The sequence below is a fragment of the Alcaligenes sp. Me129 genome (assembly GCF_050487245.1).
In the GTDB taxonomy this organism is placed as follows: domain Bacteria; phylum Pseudomonadota; class Gammaproteobacteria; order Burkholderiales; family Burkholderiaceae_B; genus Alcaligenes; species Alcaligenes phenolicus.
In genome coordinates this window covers 46,882-62,519 of record NZ_JBKQGX010000014.1, presented here as the reverse complement: position 1 = coordinate 62,519, position 15,638 = coordinate 46,882, and the positions used below count along the sequence as shown (strand labels likewise).

Annotated in this window: 12 protein-coding genes; 3 read left to right on the top strand and 9 right to left on the bottom strand. The window is 57.9% G+C overall.

Annotation, left to right across the window (positions count from 1 at the left end; genetic code table 11):
* The first annotated feature begins 175 nt into the window (after window positions 1–175).
* On the top strand, window positions 176–2,398 hold the full coding sequence (gene rpoD / locus ACLPGZ_RS14420) for an RNA polymerase sigma factor RpoD (RefSeq protein ID WP_021446482.1): 2,223 nt from the start codon (window positions 176–178) through the stop codon (window positions 2,396–2,398).
* A gap of 214 nt (window positions 2,399–2,612) precedes the next feature.
* Here rpoD and ACLPGZ_RS14415 read toward each other — a convergent pair whose 3' ends face one another.
* From ACLPGZ_RS14415 to xdhA, 7 genes are all read right to left on the bottom strand, one after another.
* Window positions 2,613–3,917: a sensor histidine kinase gene (locus tag ACLPGZ_RS14415; protein WP_239054428.1), complete on the bottom strand. Its 1,305-nt coding sequence runs from the start codon at window positions 3,915–3,917 to the stop codon at window positions 2,613–2,615.
* A 3-nt stretch (window positions 3,918–3,920) separates the two neighbouring features.
* The gene (locus ACLPGZ_RS14410; protein ID WP_239054427.1) at window positions 3,921–4,595 is read right to left on the bottom strand and encodes a response regulator transcription factor; all 675 of its coding nucleotides are present in this window, start codon (window positions 4,593–4,595) and stop codon (window positions 3,921–3,923) included.
* 59 nt (window positions 4,596–4,654) lie between these two features.
* Window positions 4,655–5,956, bottom strand: coding sequence for a methyltransferase family protein (locus ACLPGZ_RS14405; protein ID WP_083053372.1), 1,302 nt, complete (start codon window positions 5,954–5,956; stop codon window positions 4,655–4,657).
* Window positions 5,957–6,148: 192 nt separating this feature from the next.
* A complete protein-coding gene (gene guaD, locus ACLPGZ_RS14400; RefSeq protein ID WP_035272290.1) occupies window positions 6,149–7,474 on the bottom strand; it encodes a guanine deaminase in 1,326 nt (441 codons plus the stop codon).
* A gap of 24 nt (window positions 7,475–7,498) precedes the next feature.
* Complete coding sequence (gene xdhC, locus ACLPGZ_RS14395) at window positions 7,499–8,467, bottom strand: xanthine dehydrogenase accessory protein XdhC (protein WP_052159430.1); 969 nt, start codon at window positions 8,465–8,467, stop codon at window positions 7,499–7,501.
* Window positions 8,464–10,791, bottom strand: a complete 2,328-nt coding sequence (gene xdhB / locus ACLPGZ_RS14390; RefSeq protein ID WP_083053374.1) for a xanthine dehydrogenase molybdopterin binding subunit — start codon at window positions 10,789–10,791, stop codon at window positions 8,464–8,466. The genes xdhC and xdhB overlap by 4 nt, the downstream gene beginning before the upstream one ends.
* Window positions 10,791–12,284, bottom strand: coding sequence for a xanthine dehydrogenase small subunit (gene xdhA / locus ACLPGZ_RS14385; RefSeq protein ID WP_239054426.1), 1,494 nt, complete (start codon window positions 12,282–12,284; stop codon window positions 10,791–10,793). The genes xdhB and xdhA overlap by 1 nt, the downstream gene beginning before the upstream one ends.
* A 143-nt stretch (window positions 12,285–12,427) precedes the next feature.
* On the opposite strand from xdhA, the gene ACLPGZ_RS14380 reads away from it, so the two are divergent.
* Together ACLPGZ_RS14380 and ACLPGZ_RS14375 are read left to right on the top strand one after the other, a co-directional pair.
* Window positions 12,428–13,369, top strand: coding sequence for a LysR family transcriptional regulator (locus tag ACLPGZ_RS14380; protein ID WP_021446486.1), 942 nt, complete (start codon window positions 12,428–12,430; stop codon window positions 13,367–13,369).
* Complete coding sequence (locus tag ACLPGZ_RS14375; RefSeq protein ID WP_060185234.1) at window positions 13,366–14,124, top strand: LamB/YcsF family protein; 759 nt, start codon at window positions 13,366–13,368, stop codon at window positions 14,122–14,124. The genes ACLPGZ_RS14380 and ACLPGZ_RS14375 overlap by 4 nt, the downstream gene beginning before the upstream one ends.
* Here the strand turns inward: ACLPGZ_RS14375 and ACLPGZ_RS14370 are convergent, their stop codons facing one another.
* Both ACLPGZ_RS14370 and ACLPGZ_RS14365 read right to left on the bottom strand, forming a co-directional pair.
* Window positions 14,125–14,313 carry a DUF3008 family protein gene (locus ACLPGZ_RS14370; protein WP_009458869.1) on the bottom strand — a complete coding sequence of 63 codons (189 nt, stop codon included), beginning with the start codon at window positions 14,311–14,313 and terminating at the stop codon, window positions 14,125–14,127.
* A 120-nt stretch (window positions 14,314–14,433) separates the two neighbouring features.
* On the bottom strand, window positions 14,434–15,636 hold the full coding sequence (locus ACLPGZ_RS14365; RefSeq protein ID WP_052159431.1) for a benzoate/H(+) symporter BenE family transporter: 1,203 nt from the start codon (window positions 15,634–15,636) through the stop codon (window positions 14,434–14,436).
* Between the last annotated feature and the right edge of the window lie 2 nt (window positions 15,637–15,638).

Genomic DNA, 15,638 nt, shown 5'->3' with positions numbered 1-15,638 from the left:
AACCACCTTATGCCTTGAGCCCATGAGCCAGGGATTAAATGACTTAGGGTTCGCTCGCGCAACACGCCCAGGAGCAAGCCGGTTGTGAACACGCTCATTATCAGGCTCTTGCCTGTACGACTCGGTGGCTACATATTTAGTGCCACAGGGGTAAATGGCGTCTATGGAAGAAAATATGACTCAAACGACTGGTAAAACCTCGACGACGGTCTCTCGGTCTGCTAAGAAAACCTTGGCCGCGACAGCAAAATCAGGGGCATCAAGCTCGGTAGAGCTCGATGAGCTTCACGAAAGTGGAGAGCCAGGCGCAGCGCCTGCCAAAAAGGCAGCTAAAAAGGCGGCTGCTAAAAAAACGGTAGCCAAAAAAGCGGCTGCCAAGAAAACAGCGGCTAAAGCCGCTACCGGCGGTCGCCGTGGACGTCCTGCAAAGAATGCCAATAACGACGGTATCGACTTTGTCGATGACGACGAAATGGGCGAAGAAGAGGTCATTCCTGATCTCAAGCCGGTGGCCAAGCGTGGTGCCAAGCGTGCCAAAGCCGAAAAAGATGTGTTCGGTGTCCGTGGCCAACTGAGCCCTGAAGAACAGGAAGCCCGCCGCAATCGTCTCAAAGCCCTGATCAAGCTGGGTAAGGACCGCGGTTACCTGACCTACAGTGAAATCAACGATCACCTGCCTGATGATCTGGTGGATGTCGAAGCCATTGATGGCATTATCGGCACCTTCAGTGACATGGGTATTTCGGTTTACGACCAGGCTCCCGACGCTGATACCTTGCTCATGAGCGATAACGCACCCATGGCATCCAGCGACGACGACGTCGAGGACGAAGCTGAAGCCGCTTTGACGACCGTGGATTCCGATTTCGGTCGCACGACTGACCCTGTGCGTATGTACATGCGCGAAATGGGTTCGGTGGAACTGCTGACCCGCGAAGGCGAAATTGAAATCGCCAAGCGTATCGAAGATGGCTTGAAGCACATGGTGATGGCGATTGCCGCGTGCCCAACCACGGTTAATGAGATCCTGGCCTACGTTCAGCGTGTACGCGAAGGCGTCATGCAGATTGACGAAGTGGTTGACGGTCTGGTGGACGATGATGGCGAAGAATACGCCGGTTCCGGTGTCACCGCTGACGACGAGGACGAAGGTCCAGCCGGCGGCATGAGCAGCAAGCAGATTGAATACCTGCGCAACAAGTCGCTCAAGAAATTCGACATTATTGGCGAATGGTTTGACAAGATGCGCGTGTCCTTCGAGTCCGAAGGTTACAAGAGCGCAGGCTATGTGCAAGCCCAGGAAACCATCCTGAATGAATTCATGGGCATTCGCTTTACCGCCAAGATGGTGGAAAAGCTGGCCGATACCATGCGTGAGCAGGTTGCCATCGTGCGTCAGCACGAGCGCGAAATCCTGAACATCTGTGTGGATCGTGCTGATATGCCACGTGCACACTTCATCAAGGCTTTCCCCGGCAACGAAACCAATCTGGATTGGGTGGTGCAGGAGGTGGCTGCAGGCCATCCTTACAGCTCGATTCTGGAGCGCCACATCCCTGCCATTCAGGAAGTTCAGCAAAAGCTGATCGACCTGCAAACCAGCGTTGTGCTGCCTTTGAAGGACTTGAAAGAAGTCAACAAACGCATGACCACGGGCGAAGCCAAGGCACGTAAAGCCAAGCGCGAAATGACCGAGGCCAACTTGCGTCTGGTGATCTCCATCGCCAAGAAGTACACCAATCGTGGCTTGCAGTTCCTGGACCTGATTCAGGAAGGCAATATCGGTCTGATGAAGGCGGTGGACAAGTTCGAATACCGTCGTGGCTACAAATTCTCTACGTACGCTACGTGGTGGATTCGTCAGGCCATTACGCGTTCGATCGCTGACCAGGCCCGCACGATTCGTATTCCGGTTCACATGATCGAGACGATCAACAAGATGAACCGTATCAATCGTCAGATCCTGCAGGAAACCGGCGTTGAGCCCGATCCCGCAACCCTGGCCCAGAAGATGGACATGCCCGAAGACAAGGTTCGCAAGATCTTGAAGATCGCCAAAGAGCCTATCTCCATGGAAACGCCTATCGGTGACGATGACGATTCCCACCTGGGCGATTTCATCGAGGACAACAACACCGTTTCGCCATCGGATTCCGCTTTGCATGGCTCCATGCGCGATGTGGTGAAAGATGTCCTGGATTCCTTGACGCCACGTGAAGCCAAAGTGCTGCGCATGCGTTTTGGTATCGAGATGAGCACTGACCAGACTCTGGAAGAAGTGGGTAAGCAGTTTGACGTTACGCGTGAGCGTATTCGTCAAATAGAAGCTAAAGCTTTGCGCAAGCTGCGTCATCCTAGCCGTGCCGACAAACTGAAGAGCTTCCTGGAAAGCCAGTAAGTCTTTAGCAAGTCTGCTTGAGCAAGATAAAAAACCCGGTCTGAATAAGACCGGGTTTTTTTGTGCTCATTGCCCAGCCTTTTAAAATCTCTTTTCAAGGGTTAGGCGCTGCAGTTGAGAAAAGCTTACTAGGTCTTTGGTCTTGCCTGTCGCAATGAGTTTTTGGTGCTCTTGGCGACACCGTTCGTGCAGATAAGTTTGCCGTTTCAGGATATCAGGACGGATCCAGATCCAGCTTGAATACACAGCCTTTGCCATTCGGCCCGCTTTGTACACTTAAACTCCAGCCTTGCGCCAACGCCAGTTGGCGTGCCAGTGCCAAGCCTATGCCTCTGTGGCCTTCTTCACGCAGTCCTGTCGTCAATTGTCTCCCCTGGCTGAAGTGGCGCTCAAAGATCAGGATTTGATCTTGTTTGGCAATGCCGGGGCCGTCGTCTTGCAAAGCCAGGACCGAGGGGGCAATCCAGCTCAGTTGCAGCTTGCAGGGGGCGGCGTGGTCGATGGCATTGCGCATCAGGATGCGCAGCAACATGGACAGGGCATAGGGGTCCAAGGTGTAGAGCAAGTGGTCAGGCACCAAATTGCTCCAACGTACTTGCTGGCTATCCGTATCCAGCAGGGCGACGGCCTGCCAGGTCTGTTGAGCCAGCTCGTGGACCTCGACTTCGCGCACATGGCGCTCTGCGGTGTAAGCCAGGCTTTCTGCGGCATCCAGGCTGGCGGTGACGGCATCCGCGTGGACCATCATGCGTTGCAGGCGCTGTTGTTGCGGGCCTTCGGGCAGTTGCAGCAGCAAAAGCTCGCAATCGCTGCGTATGGCGGTCAGCCCTGTACGCAGCTCGTGGCCCAGATTGGCGGCGAACTCGCGTTCATGCGTCAGTAGTTCCTCAACTTGCTCCTGCATGCGATTAAAGGCTCGGATCAGCCGGCCAGCTTCATCATCCTGATGTTCGGGTAGGCCGGAGCGGCCGGGTGCCCAGTTTTCCAGATGGCGGGACAGGGTCAGCATGGGAGCCACAGCGTGGCGGGCTACTCGACGCCCGAGTAAAAACACCAGCAATATCGTGGCCGAACCGATCAGGAGCAGAATCAGGCCAAACTCGCGCACTCGGTCTTCGTGAGGGGTGGCGCGATACACCAGATACAGTTGGCCTTGCTCTTTGTCCTGGCGCAGTACGTGCCAGGTGTCGCTACCCAGATGAAATTCGTAAATGCCCGGTTCGGGAACACGGGCAAATTCGGGCAAATTGTCCAGAGTTTGGCCCGGCAAAAACCAATAGCTGTCCAGCTCTGCGCCCAGGGCTTCACTACGGTCGTAGGCGCTGTCGGGTAAAAGAGTGGGGTTGCGAGCGTAAGAGACCAGCATGGCGTTGACCATCTCGTCTTCCATGCGCGCAAAGGCAACATAGGCCAGTCCCCCCATAATGATGACCAGCAAGGCGGCAATCAGGGTCAGGGCCCAGGATACACGCTGGGTAAGGGTGCTCATGAAGCGGCTGCGGCGCGGGGCTTTGGCCATCCCTTAGCTCTCCTGTTGCAAACGCCAGCCCATGCCGGGCAAGGTTTCAATGGTGCCTGCGCCAGCCTCGGACAAGGCGCGGCGCAAGATATGGATTTGACTGCGCAAGGCTTCTGGCGACGGAGCGCCTTGGGGCCACAGGGTTTTTTCCAGGGAGCGGCGTGTCAGAATGGCTTGCGGGTCGCGTAACAGGGCTTCCAGTAACTGACGGGCTTTGAAGCTCAGGTGCAGTTCCTGACCGCTGACGCTGACCAGCGCCGTATCCAGGTTGTATTCCAGACGGCCCCAATGCAGTGAGCCGTGCTGCACTTGTGGTGGGCCACGACGCATCAGAGCGCGTAGCCGGGCTTCGACTTCAGCCAGGGCAAAAGGTTTGATCAGATAGTCGTCCGCCCCCAGGTCAAAGGCCGTGAGCTTGCTTTCCAGCTGGCTGCGGGCTGTCAGTACCAAGGTCGGGATGGGGGTTTGACTGGACTGGCGCAGGGCCTGGAGTACACCAAAACCATCCAGACCGGGCAAGCCCAGATCCAGTACCAATGTATCAAAATCCTGTTCTTGCAGCAGTGTCAGTGCACCATTGCCGTCGTAGGCGGCATCCACAGCAAAGCCTTTCAGTTCCAGATAGGTATAAAGATTTTCGGCAATAGTCGTATCGTTTTCAACAATCAGGACACGCATGACAGCTTGTTCCACAGGGTTGGGACAGTTCTTGTGCAGCTTACTGCACTTGGGGGCGATCAGGGTAGACGCAGAAGTACGGGTACCCAGCCATTGATTTGCAACCACTGTGCCAGGGCAAAGACGGGCCAGATCAGGAAGTAAGGCAAGGCATCGCGCAAGGTGCGGGCCAATCCTGTCAGGGAAACTTGCAGTTCGTTCGGGCTGTTCCAAAGGCTCAGTCGGGGGATCAGGCGAGGCACGCGTTGGCAGTAGTCCTGATAATCCTGACCAAAGACTTTGTGCAGCAGAACCTGTTCTTCGTCGATCACATTGTTGAAGACGGCGTAGACAAACAAAGCGAGTATGGGGCCAAGCAGCAGGCTGCCGGACAGTGCACCCATGCCGGTGACGGCGCACAGGGAAAACAGATACAGCGGGTTGCGGCTGATGGAGTAGGGGCCTTGGCTGATCAGGCTGGAGCCTTTATGACCGCCCAGGTACAACATGCACCAGCAGCGGCCCAGGACGGCAATCAGGACCAGCCCCAGACCGGCCATGCGGGTGAATTGAAAGACCAGCGAGTCGACCGCCCAGGTGGAGGCGAAGAAAGGCAGAATCACGACCATCAGGCCACCAAACACCCCCAGGCTGCGGCGACGTTGTACCTGAATGCTGGCCAGATGTTCCCAGGCCTCTGCAACCGTGGCGCGTTCGCTATGGGAGGCTGACCAGCGTTCGGGATTCACGATCAAGGGGTAGAAGGCGATGCTGCCCAGCAGCCAGACAAGCGCCAGTGAGGCAAACACTTGAGTCAGATTGATACGCTCTTGATCCGCTTCCAGCAAGCCCAACAAAAAGGCGCAGATCAAACCGGCCAGCAGGCCCCCCCAGCGCAGGCGGGCCTGGTTCAAGGCCCAACCGGCAAAGTACAGGTGTAGCAAGCCAGCGCCCACGGCGACGATGGCGCCCACTTCCAGCAAGGGTTTGATCTCGGGTATCTGGTGATACAGCGATTCCAGGCTTGGGGAGGCGGCGGAGTATTGCAGAAGCAGCATCAGCAAAGGCACGGCCAGGAACAGGCTGGTGCCCAGCAACAGGATGCGTTTGCCTGGCAAGGCCTCTTGTCCGCGCAGCTGGCGCAGTTTCCAGGCAGCCAGGAACAAACCCGCGGTGGCAATCAGGCCGGTCAGCAGACCTTGAGCCTCTTTCATTTCATGGGCCATATGGCCAGGTTGCTGGCTGGAGGCCAACAAGGGATTGAGCGGAGACCAGTCCTGGGTCAGGCTGGCCAGCCAGAGAAACAAAAAGGTCACTCCCACAACCTGCGTCAGCAGGTAGAACAGGGAGTTGCGTTGCACCAGGGTTGATGTGCCGGACATAATCAAATCTCGCCAAGAAGAGGGGGAGCCGGGGCTGGCTTCCTACTGACGGGATCAATGTATCGTTGGCACCGTAAAATCCGCGTTAAATCGAAAAAACGTGTGCAGATATTTTTTGGGTAGACGGAAAAGAGTCCCTGGCGGCGGTTGTAATGATTGGAGTTGCCCGCCAGGAACCGGCTTCAGTTGTGTTTAGTGATCGCGCTGATGCACGCAGCGGCCTGCGCTGTAGCTGGCTTGAATGCAGCGATCGTCACCCAGCAGGGCCAGCATGAACAATTGCTCTTCCAGCGAGTTCAGCATGGTGCTGCGGCGGGCCATCAAGGGGGTGGCCTTGGGGTCCATCACAATAAAGTCCGCCTCGGCACCAGGAGCCAACGTGCCGATTTGACCCTGCATGTCCAGTGCCCGCGCGGCTCCTTCGGTGGCCATGTAGAACATGGATGCGGCGGTCAGATGGTAGTTGTTCAGACGGGCCACTTTGTGGGCCTCGTTCATGGTGCGCAGCATGGAGAACGACGTCCCGCCGCCCACATCGGTGGCCAGGGTGTGCAGCACCTTGCTTTGGCGAATGGACTGGAAATCGAACAAGCCAGAGGCCAGGAACAGGTTGGAGGTGGGGCAGTGGGCGGCGATACTGCCGGTATCGTGCATGCGAGCGCGGTCCTGTTCGTCCAGCCAGATACTGTGGCCGTAGATGGCGCGGGGGCGTAGCAGACCAAAGCTGTCGTACACGTCCAGATAGCTGCGGTTCTTGGGGAACAGCTCGCTTACCCATTTGATTTCGTCCTTGTTTTCTGCCACGTGGGTTTGCAGAAACACATCGGGATAGGCGCGGGCCAGTTCACCACAGGCGGCTAATTGCTCCGGGGTGGAGGTGGGCGCAAAACGGGGTGTCAGAGCGTACAGTTGGCGGCCCTTGCCGTGCCAGCGCTTGATGAGGTCTTCCGAATCGCGTGCGCCTGACTCGGCAGTATCTTGCAGATAGTCTGGGCAGTTGCGGTCCATCATCACCTTGCCCGCAATCATGCGCAGATTGCGTTCGTGGCTTTCCTCAAAGAAGGCATCCACGGATTGACGGTGCACACTGCCGTAGACCAGGGCGGTGGTGGTGCCGTTGCGCAGCAGTTCGTCCAGAAACACGCCAGCCACTTCGCGGGCGTGTTCGCTATCGCCAAAACGCCCTTCAGTTGGGAAGGTATAGGTTTCCAGCCAGGGCAACAGGCCGCTGGAGGGGGAGGCAATAATGTCGGTTTGCGGGAAGTGCAGGTGGGTGTCGATCATGCCTGGCATGATGATTTTCCCGCTCAAATCCATGGTCTTTGTATCGGCAGGCAGGCTCTGCGACAGTTCGGCCCAGTCGCCACAGGCCTGAATCTGGCCTTGTTCGTTGACCAGCAGCAGGCCGTCACTGTGATAGCGCACGGCTTCGGAAGGATCTTCCAATGTGGCAGGGTCCGCGACAAAGTACAGCAGTTGGGCACGGTAGGCGCAGGCGGAGTGTAAAGAGGTAGTCATACTGTCCTTGAAGTCGAGGTCGCATCAGCGACTGAGTTGCCCCATTTCATAGGCGTGGGCCAGCAATTCAGCGGCGACAGCCACGGCAATAATCGAGGGGGCCTTGCCCTTGATACCTGGCACGCCAATGGGGCAGACCAGTTCCTGAATACGGGATTCGGGCATGCCGCGTTGTTGCAAGCGGCGCTCGAATTGACGACGTTTGGTCATGGAGCCGATCAGGCCCACATAGGCCGTATCGGGCCGGCGCAAGATCTTCTGGCACAGAGCCAGATCGAGGCCGTGATTATGCGTCATCACCAGAAAATAGCTATTGGTCGGGGCTTGTTCGATCAGCGCATCGGGGATGTCGGTAATTTCCAGGCTGACATTGCTGGGTACCTGAGCGGGAAACAGTTCAGGGCGTTCGTCAATCCACAGAACCCGGCATGGCAGGGTGCCCAGAATCTGCACCAGTGCCTCGCCCACATGACCGGCCCCAAATAGCAGAATGGTCAGGGGCGGGGGCGGCAGGTCCTCCATCCAGACGCCTTGCGAGCCGTCGTAGTCCAGCCGGGATTCGTCCACAATTGAAGGGCTGTGGATATCAACCTGCTTGCTGCCATCCGACAGCAATTGTGAACGGCGGCTGGTCGCCTGACCGGCCCGCACGGCGCTATCGAGCTCTTCCAGCCAGCTCAGATCCTCGGTACCCAAGGTCTCGTACAGCAAGGTCACGACCCCGCCGCAACATTGACCCAGGCTGGGACCCAGTGGCAGGCGGCTCATGCTCCAGCCGGGACCGGAGGATTGGCTGAGCATGACACGGGCCTGTTCTGCCGCTACCCATTCCAGGTGCCCGCCACCAATGGTTAACCACTGCTCAGTTTGGCTGAACAGCATGGCTGTGCCCGTGGTGCGCGGGGTGGAGCCTTTGGCCAGCGCCACCGAGCACAAAACCAGCCGCTCGCCCGCTTTTACACGGGCGAGGGCAAGAGATGGCCAGCTACTCATTTCGCTTTGCGAATAGCCGCAACAGCCCGCATGACGGCTTCCGCAGTCGCAGGTGCGTTCAGCACGGGTTCGATCTGGTAGTTGCCTACACTGGCAACGGCATCACGAATCGCGTTAAAGACGCAGAATGGCAACAGCAAAGGGGGTTCGCCCACGGCTTTGGAGCGGTGAATCGAATCCATGGCGTTGCGGCCATCGAACAGATTGACGCGGAAGTCCATGGGGCAGTCGCTGATGGCCGGGATCTTGTAGGTTGACGGCGCATGCGTGGTGAGCTTGCCTTGAGCGTTCCACACCAGTTCTTCTGTTGTCAGCCAACCCATGCCTTGAATAAAGGCGCCTTCAACCTGGCCAATATCCAGGGCCGGATTGATGGATTTGCCCACATCGTGCAGCACGTCAGCACGCAGAAGACGAGATTCCCCGGTCAGCGTGTCGATCAGCACTTCAGCGACGGCAGCCCCGTAGGAGAAGTAATAGAAGGGATTCCCCTTCATGACTTTGGAGTCCCAGTGCAGGCCGGGGGTGGCGTAAAAGCCGTCGGACCACAGCTGGACGCGGGCCTGGTAGGCGTGCTCAACCAGTTGAAAGAAGGGCATGGTCTGGCCGCCGATCTCGACCTGACCCCGCTCGAATTTCACGCTGGACTCTTCCACCGAGAAGAGCTGGGCAGCTACCGTCGTCAGACGCTGGCGAATCTGGTAGGCCGCATCCTGGGCGGCTTTACCGTTCAAGTCCGTACCTGTGGATGCCGCCGTGGCCGAGGTATTGGCCACTTTGGTGGTATCGGTGGCCGTGACCCGGATGTGCTCCAGATTCAGGCCCAGCTCGTGGGCAACGACCTGGGCGACCTTGGTGTTCAAACCCTGGCCCATTTCCGTGCCACCGTGGTTCACCAAAACCGTGCCGTCACGGTAGACGTGGACCAGAGCACCAGCCTGGTTGAAGGCGGGTACGTTAAAGGAAATACCGAATTTCACCGGGGTCAGTGCCAGACCCTTTTTCAGTACCGGGCTGCTGGCATTGAATTCACGGATGTGTTCACGGCGCTGACGGTATTCGCTGGTTTCCTCCAGCTCGGCCACCAGTTCGTGAATGACGTTATCGACCACGGTCTGGTCGTAAGGCGTCACATTACGGTCTTCTTTGCCGTAGAAGTTGATGCGGCGCACATCCAGCGGATCTTTGCCCAGACGGCGAGCAATCGTGTCCAGCGCCACTTCCATGACCAAGGCCCCTTGCGGACCACCAAAGCCTCGAAAGGCCGTATTGGATTGGGTATTGGTGCGGCCACACAAGGCGCTCATGTCTACATCGGACAGGTAGTAGGCATTGTCAAAGTGACAGATGGCGCGGGTTGCCACGGGGCCGGACAAGTCGGCGGAAAACCCCGAGTTGGCCGTCATGTCCAGACGGGCACCCAGCAGGCGGCCTTCGTCGTCGTAGCCAATATCGTATTCATAGTAGAAACCGTGACGCTTGCCGGTAATCATGAAGTCGTCGTCGCGGTCCAGGCGCAGTTTGATCGGGCGTTGCAGCTTGACGGCGGCTACACTGGCCACGCAGGCGTACAGGGCCGATTGAGATTCCTTGCCACCGAAACCACCACCCATGCGACGGCATTCCACGTGTACCTTGTGTGCACCAACGCCCAGACAGTGAGCAACCAGCTGCTGCATCTCCGAAGGGTGCTGGGTGGAGCACCAGATATGCACGGCGCCGTATTCCTTGGGCACGGCGTAGGAAATCTGGCCTTCCAGATAAAACTGCTCCTGACCATTGCACTGGAAGGTGCCTTGCAGGCGGTGTGGAGCCGATTCCAGTGCTTTTTTGGCGTCGCCTTGTTTCAGGCTCATCAGGGGCAGAACACCGGCATTCGCGGCCTTGGCTTCTTGTGGAGTCAAGATGGCAGGCAGCTCTTCATAGGTGATCTTGCCCAGACGCGCTGCACGGCGTGCCTGGTCGTGGGATTTCGCAATAACCGCAAAAATGGGCTGGCCAAAGTAATGCACCACGCCATCGGCCAGAATGGGGTCGTCATGCAGAATAGGGCCACAATTATTTGCGGCGGGAATGTCGGCAACCGTCAGGACGGCAATGACACCGGGCGCTTGACGCACAGCTTCCAGATCCACGTCCAGCAAACGGGCATGGGCTTTTTCCGACAGGCCCAGCGCAATATGGGCCGTGCCCTGCAATTCAGGCAAATCATCGGTATATGTGGCCGTGCCGCTCACGTGCAGGTCTGCCGACTCGTGCAGAAAGGACACGCCGACTCGTTGAGCCGTGGCGGTGTTCAGGTGGTCGATATTGTCAATTTTCATCACAAAGTCTCCAGGCTGGCTTGAGCTCGGTGAAAGACATTCAGCTGGGCGGGACTCAAAGCGTGTTCAGGGTGGGTTTCCAGGAAGAAGCGGTACAGCAAATTGGCCGCACTTTGATTGCGGTATTCGCTGCTAGCACGCATATCGCTCAGGGCCTGGTAGTCCTGTTGCAGCGCTTGCATGGCAGCTTGTACGTTTTCCTCGTTCCATTCCTGACCTTGCAGCACTTGCTCGGCGTGGCTGGCGCGTTTAGGGGTGGCAGCCATACCGCCAAAGGCGATGCGAGCCTGTTTGACGATCTTGCCGTCCAGTTCCACCGCAAAGGCGGCGCACACGGCAGAAATGTCCTGGTCGAAACGCTTGGACAGCTTGTAGGTACGGAATTGCCATTGTCCCTTGTTGCGTGGGACCAGCAGGCCTTGCACGAACTCGCCCGGTTCCATGGCGGTTTTCTGGTAGGCCAGATACAGATCTTCCAAAGGCAGCACGCGCTCGACTGCGCCTTTGCGCAGCACCACGCGAGTACGCATGGCAATCAGGGCGGGCATGGAGTCGCCAATGGGCGAGCCGTTGGCCACGTTGCCGCCCAGGGTACCGGCGTTGCGGATAGGGAAGGAGGCAAAGCGTTGGCGCAGTTCTGTCAATTCGGGGTGGTCTTTGATCAGGGCGTCAAAAGCGTCGTTCAACAGCACGCCTGCACCAATGTAAAGATCGTCCCCGGTGGTTTTCAGTTCGCGCAGCTCGGCCACCTGACCGATATAGATCAGATGCGGCAAATCGCGGAATTGCTTGGTCACCCATAGGCCGATATCGGTGCTGCCAGCCAGAATGCGGGCTTGCGGATATTGCTCACGCAGCTGGGCCAACTGGTCCAGCGTGCGGGGGGCGTGGAAGGTCTGGCCCTGGTATTCATAGGCCAGCATGCCGTCCTGACGAATGGCACGCAGCTTGTCCTCAATGGATTGGCGATCCATGCTGACAGCCGGATAGCTGTGCATGGCCTTGGCCGCATCAATAATGGGGCGGTAGCCGGTACAGCGGCACAGATTGCCCGAGAGCACATCGTCGATCTGTTCCCGGGAAACCGGGCCGTCTTCGGGCGAGTGCGTCATGTACAGGCCCCACAGCGACATGATGAAGCCAGGCGTACAAAAGCCGCACTGGGCACCGTGCCAGTCCACCATGGCCTGTTGCACGGGGTGCAGGGTGCCATCGTCCTGGCGCAGATCCTCAATGGTGTAGAGCACCTTGCCGTCCAGCGTAGGTAGCAGCTGGATACAGGCGTTTACGGCACGCAATTGCAGTTGATTGTTCTGGTCCAGTTCGCCAATCATGACCGTGCAGGCGCCGCAGTCACCCTCGGCACAGCCTTCTTTGGTGCCGGTGCAGTGCAGATCCTCACGGATATACTGTAAAACGGTTCGCGTGGTTGGGGCCTGAGCCACTTCCTGTACTTCGCCGCGATAAATAAAACGAATTGGTCTTGTCTCCATGATCTCACTCGACTGGTTTTTTACGGATCGAAGATAGCATTTGCTTAGGATGCGAACATTTGCTTGGAATGATGTTCACTATATAGGCGTATGAGTGTCTACACCGATCAACGAGGCGGGCCAGCGCTTGTATTATTTAAACCATGCCAAAATTACGAGAACAACTAGATCTACATTTGCTGCGGGTATTGCAGTCGCTGCTCAAGGAGCATAGCGTCTCGCGTACGGCTATCCGCTTGGGCATGTCCCAGCCAGCCGTTAGCAATGCCTTGCGGCGCTTGCGCGAAATCACGGGCGATCCGATTTTGCTGCGCGGTAAAAAGGGAATGGTGCCTACCGAGCGCGGTCCTTTTTTGCTGGCACATGCCACGGAAGCCTTGCAAGCTATCGAGCGAATTTCTGCCGCGGCAGAGCCCATGGATCCCAGTCAGTCTACCCGCGTTTTCAATCTGGGCGCACCGGACTATCTGGATGGTGCTTTTATCCCGGATATTGCGGAGCGGGTGCGTCGTCAGGCGCCGCAGGCCCGACTGGTGGTCCATACCATCAATCCGGACCTGGATTACGTACAGGCCCTGGAAGAGGGCGAACTGGACGTGGTGATCGGCAACTGGCTGGAGCCTCCGGAAAAGCTGCACCTGGCGCGTCTGTTTGATGACGAGGTGGTCTGTATGCTGGGCCGCCATCATCCCTTGGCGCAGCGTGGCCTGTCCTTGCAGCACTATCTGGACATGCCGCATCTGGCCCCTTCGGCCCACGTGACGGACAAGCGCGGCTTTATTGACGGTTGCCTGGCCGAGCAGGGCATCAGCCGTCACGTACAGATGGTCGTGCCGTATTTCGGCCTGGTTCCGGGGATTTTGAGTCGCACGGACATGGTGTTCACCACGAACCGCCAGTTTGCCGAGTACTATGCCCGCATTCTGCCGATTACGGTTTTGCCTTGTCCGGTTCATTTTCCACTGATGCGCTTTTATCAGCTGTGGCACCCGCGCACGCATAATGCGGCAGAACTGCTGTGGTTCAGGCGTTGCATTGCCCAGGCCGCAGGCAGGTTGGATGGATTATCAGAGGGAACTCCATGAGCTTGAGTATTGATTTGAATTGCGACATGGGCGAGAGCTTTGGCCCCTGGGTCATGGGCCATGACGAGCAGGTTATTCCGTGGGTGACGTCGGTAAATATCGCCTGTGGCTTTCATGCCGGAGATCCGGGCACCATGCGTCAGACGGTGGCCCTGGCCCTAAAGCATGGCGTGAAGCTGGGCGCACATCCCGGCCTGCCGGATCTGGCCGGCTTTGGCCGCCGGGTGATGGCGGTCACCCCCGAGCAGGTCTATGACATGGTAGTGGTTCAGGTGGGGGCCTTGGCGGCCGTTGCCCGCACCCAGGGCGCCGCCCTGCATCACGTCAAGGCACATGGCGCTCTTTACAATATGGCCGCCCGCGATGCGGCACTGGCAAAAGCCATTTCCCAAGCGGTGGCCGATATTGATCGCAGCCTGATTCTGTATGCGCTGGCAGGCAGTGTGCAGGTGCAGGCCGGGCGTGATGCGGGCCTGACGGTAGCACAAGAGGTGTTTGCCGACCGTAGCTATCAGGACGATGGCAGTCTGACACCCCGTCAGCAAGCCGGCGCCATGATTACCGACGCCGATCAGTCCGTGCAGCAAGTGATGCAGATGATAGAGCAAGGCACCGTTACCAGCCTGTCAGGTAAAACGGTGCCTTTGTCAGCCGATACCCTGTGTCTGCATGGGGATCAGGCGGGGGCGGCCGAATTTGCGCAGCGTTTGCATCAAGCCTTCGAGCAAAGCGGCGTGCGCGTTCAGGCTGTCTGATTACTCCTTGTGTTCAGGCAGGTTGCGGCGCGCGGTATCGGTGCTGGCCAGTTCTTCCAGCTCCTTGGTACTCATGGTGTTGTACATTTCCAGCGATGCCCCTTTCAGACTGGCTACCGGAGTTTCCCCGCGTTTGGCGGACAAGGCTGCACCGGCAGCTTTTTGTTGGGCTTGAGATAAAGCAGGCATGAAGCACCTCCGTTAAAGAAAAGTGGTCATGCCTTTAGTGTGCCAAATGAAAAAGACGGCAAAGCAAGCAAATGTGAGGCTTGTTTGCCGTCTTGAACAGACGCCGGGGGGATGGCCGGATCAGGACACTTTTCGTTTCTGAATCAAGTACATAGCCATACCAAAAACCAGACCCCAGAAGGCACTGCCGATATTGAGCAGGCTCATGCCTGACGCGGTGGTCAGAAAGGTGACCAGGGCGGCGTCACGGGTGTCTGGGGCTTCCAGCGCCATGTGGATGCTATTGCCTATGGTACCCAGCAAGGCCAGACCGGCAATGGCCGCAATCAGTTCGGTTGGGAAGGCGGCAAACAGGCTGACCACGGTGGCACCAAAGATACCGGCGGCAAAATAGAAAATCCCGGCCCAGACACTGGCGCGATAACGCTGACGCGGGTCCGCATCCACTTCGGGAGTCATGCACAGGGCGGCGCTAATGGCGGCCAGATTGTAGGCGTAGCCACCGAAGGGGCCAAAGATCAGGCCCACAATCCCGGTCCAGCTAATGACAGTGGAGTTGGGCGCATCGTAGTTATGCGCCTTCAATACAGCCACGCCCGGAATGTTCTGCGAGCTCATGGTGACGATGAAAAAGGGAATGCCCACACCAATGAGCGCCGTCCAGGAAAACTCGGGCCAGACCAGCACCGGCGTGGCGGGTGTCCAGCTCAGAATTTCCATTTTCAGCAAACCTTGCATGGCAGCAATCGTGACACCGGCCACCAGTGCCAGCGGCACGGCGTAGCGGGGCGACCATTGGCGCACCACCAGAAACACAATGAACATGCTCAGGCACAGCAGCCATTGGGTCTGCATGGCACCGAACAGATCCAGGCCAAAGCGCAGCAAGATGCCGCCCAGCATGGCGCCGGCAATGCTGCGCGGCATGTACTGCATCAACTTCTGAAAGCTGCCGCTAAGACCGCAAATGGTGGTCAGCAGGGACGAAAACAGGAAAATGCCCACGGCCTGGGACATGGGCAGGCCCACCAGACCCGTGGCCAGCAGCGCAGCGCCGGGGGTGGACCAGGCAGTCAGAATTGGAATCTTGTAGCGCAGCGACAGACCTGCCGACAGCAGGCCCAGACCAATACCCAAAGACCACATCCAGGAGCCCAGCTCGGCGGTGTTGGCACCGGCCGCTTGAGCGGCCTGAAAAACAATGGCAGCAGAACTTGTGTAGCCCACCAGCACGGCAATCAGCCCCGCCGACATGTGAGAAATCTGGAACCAACTTAATAAGCGCTGCAGATATCCGGGGCGGGACAGGTGTGTGGAAGACATGG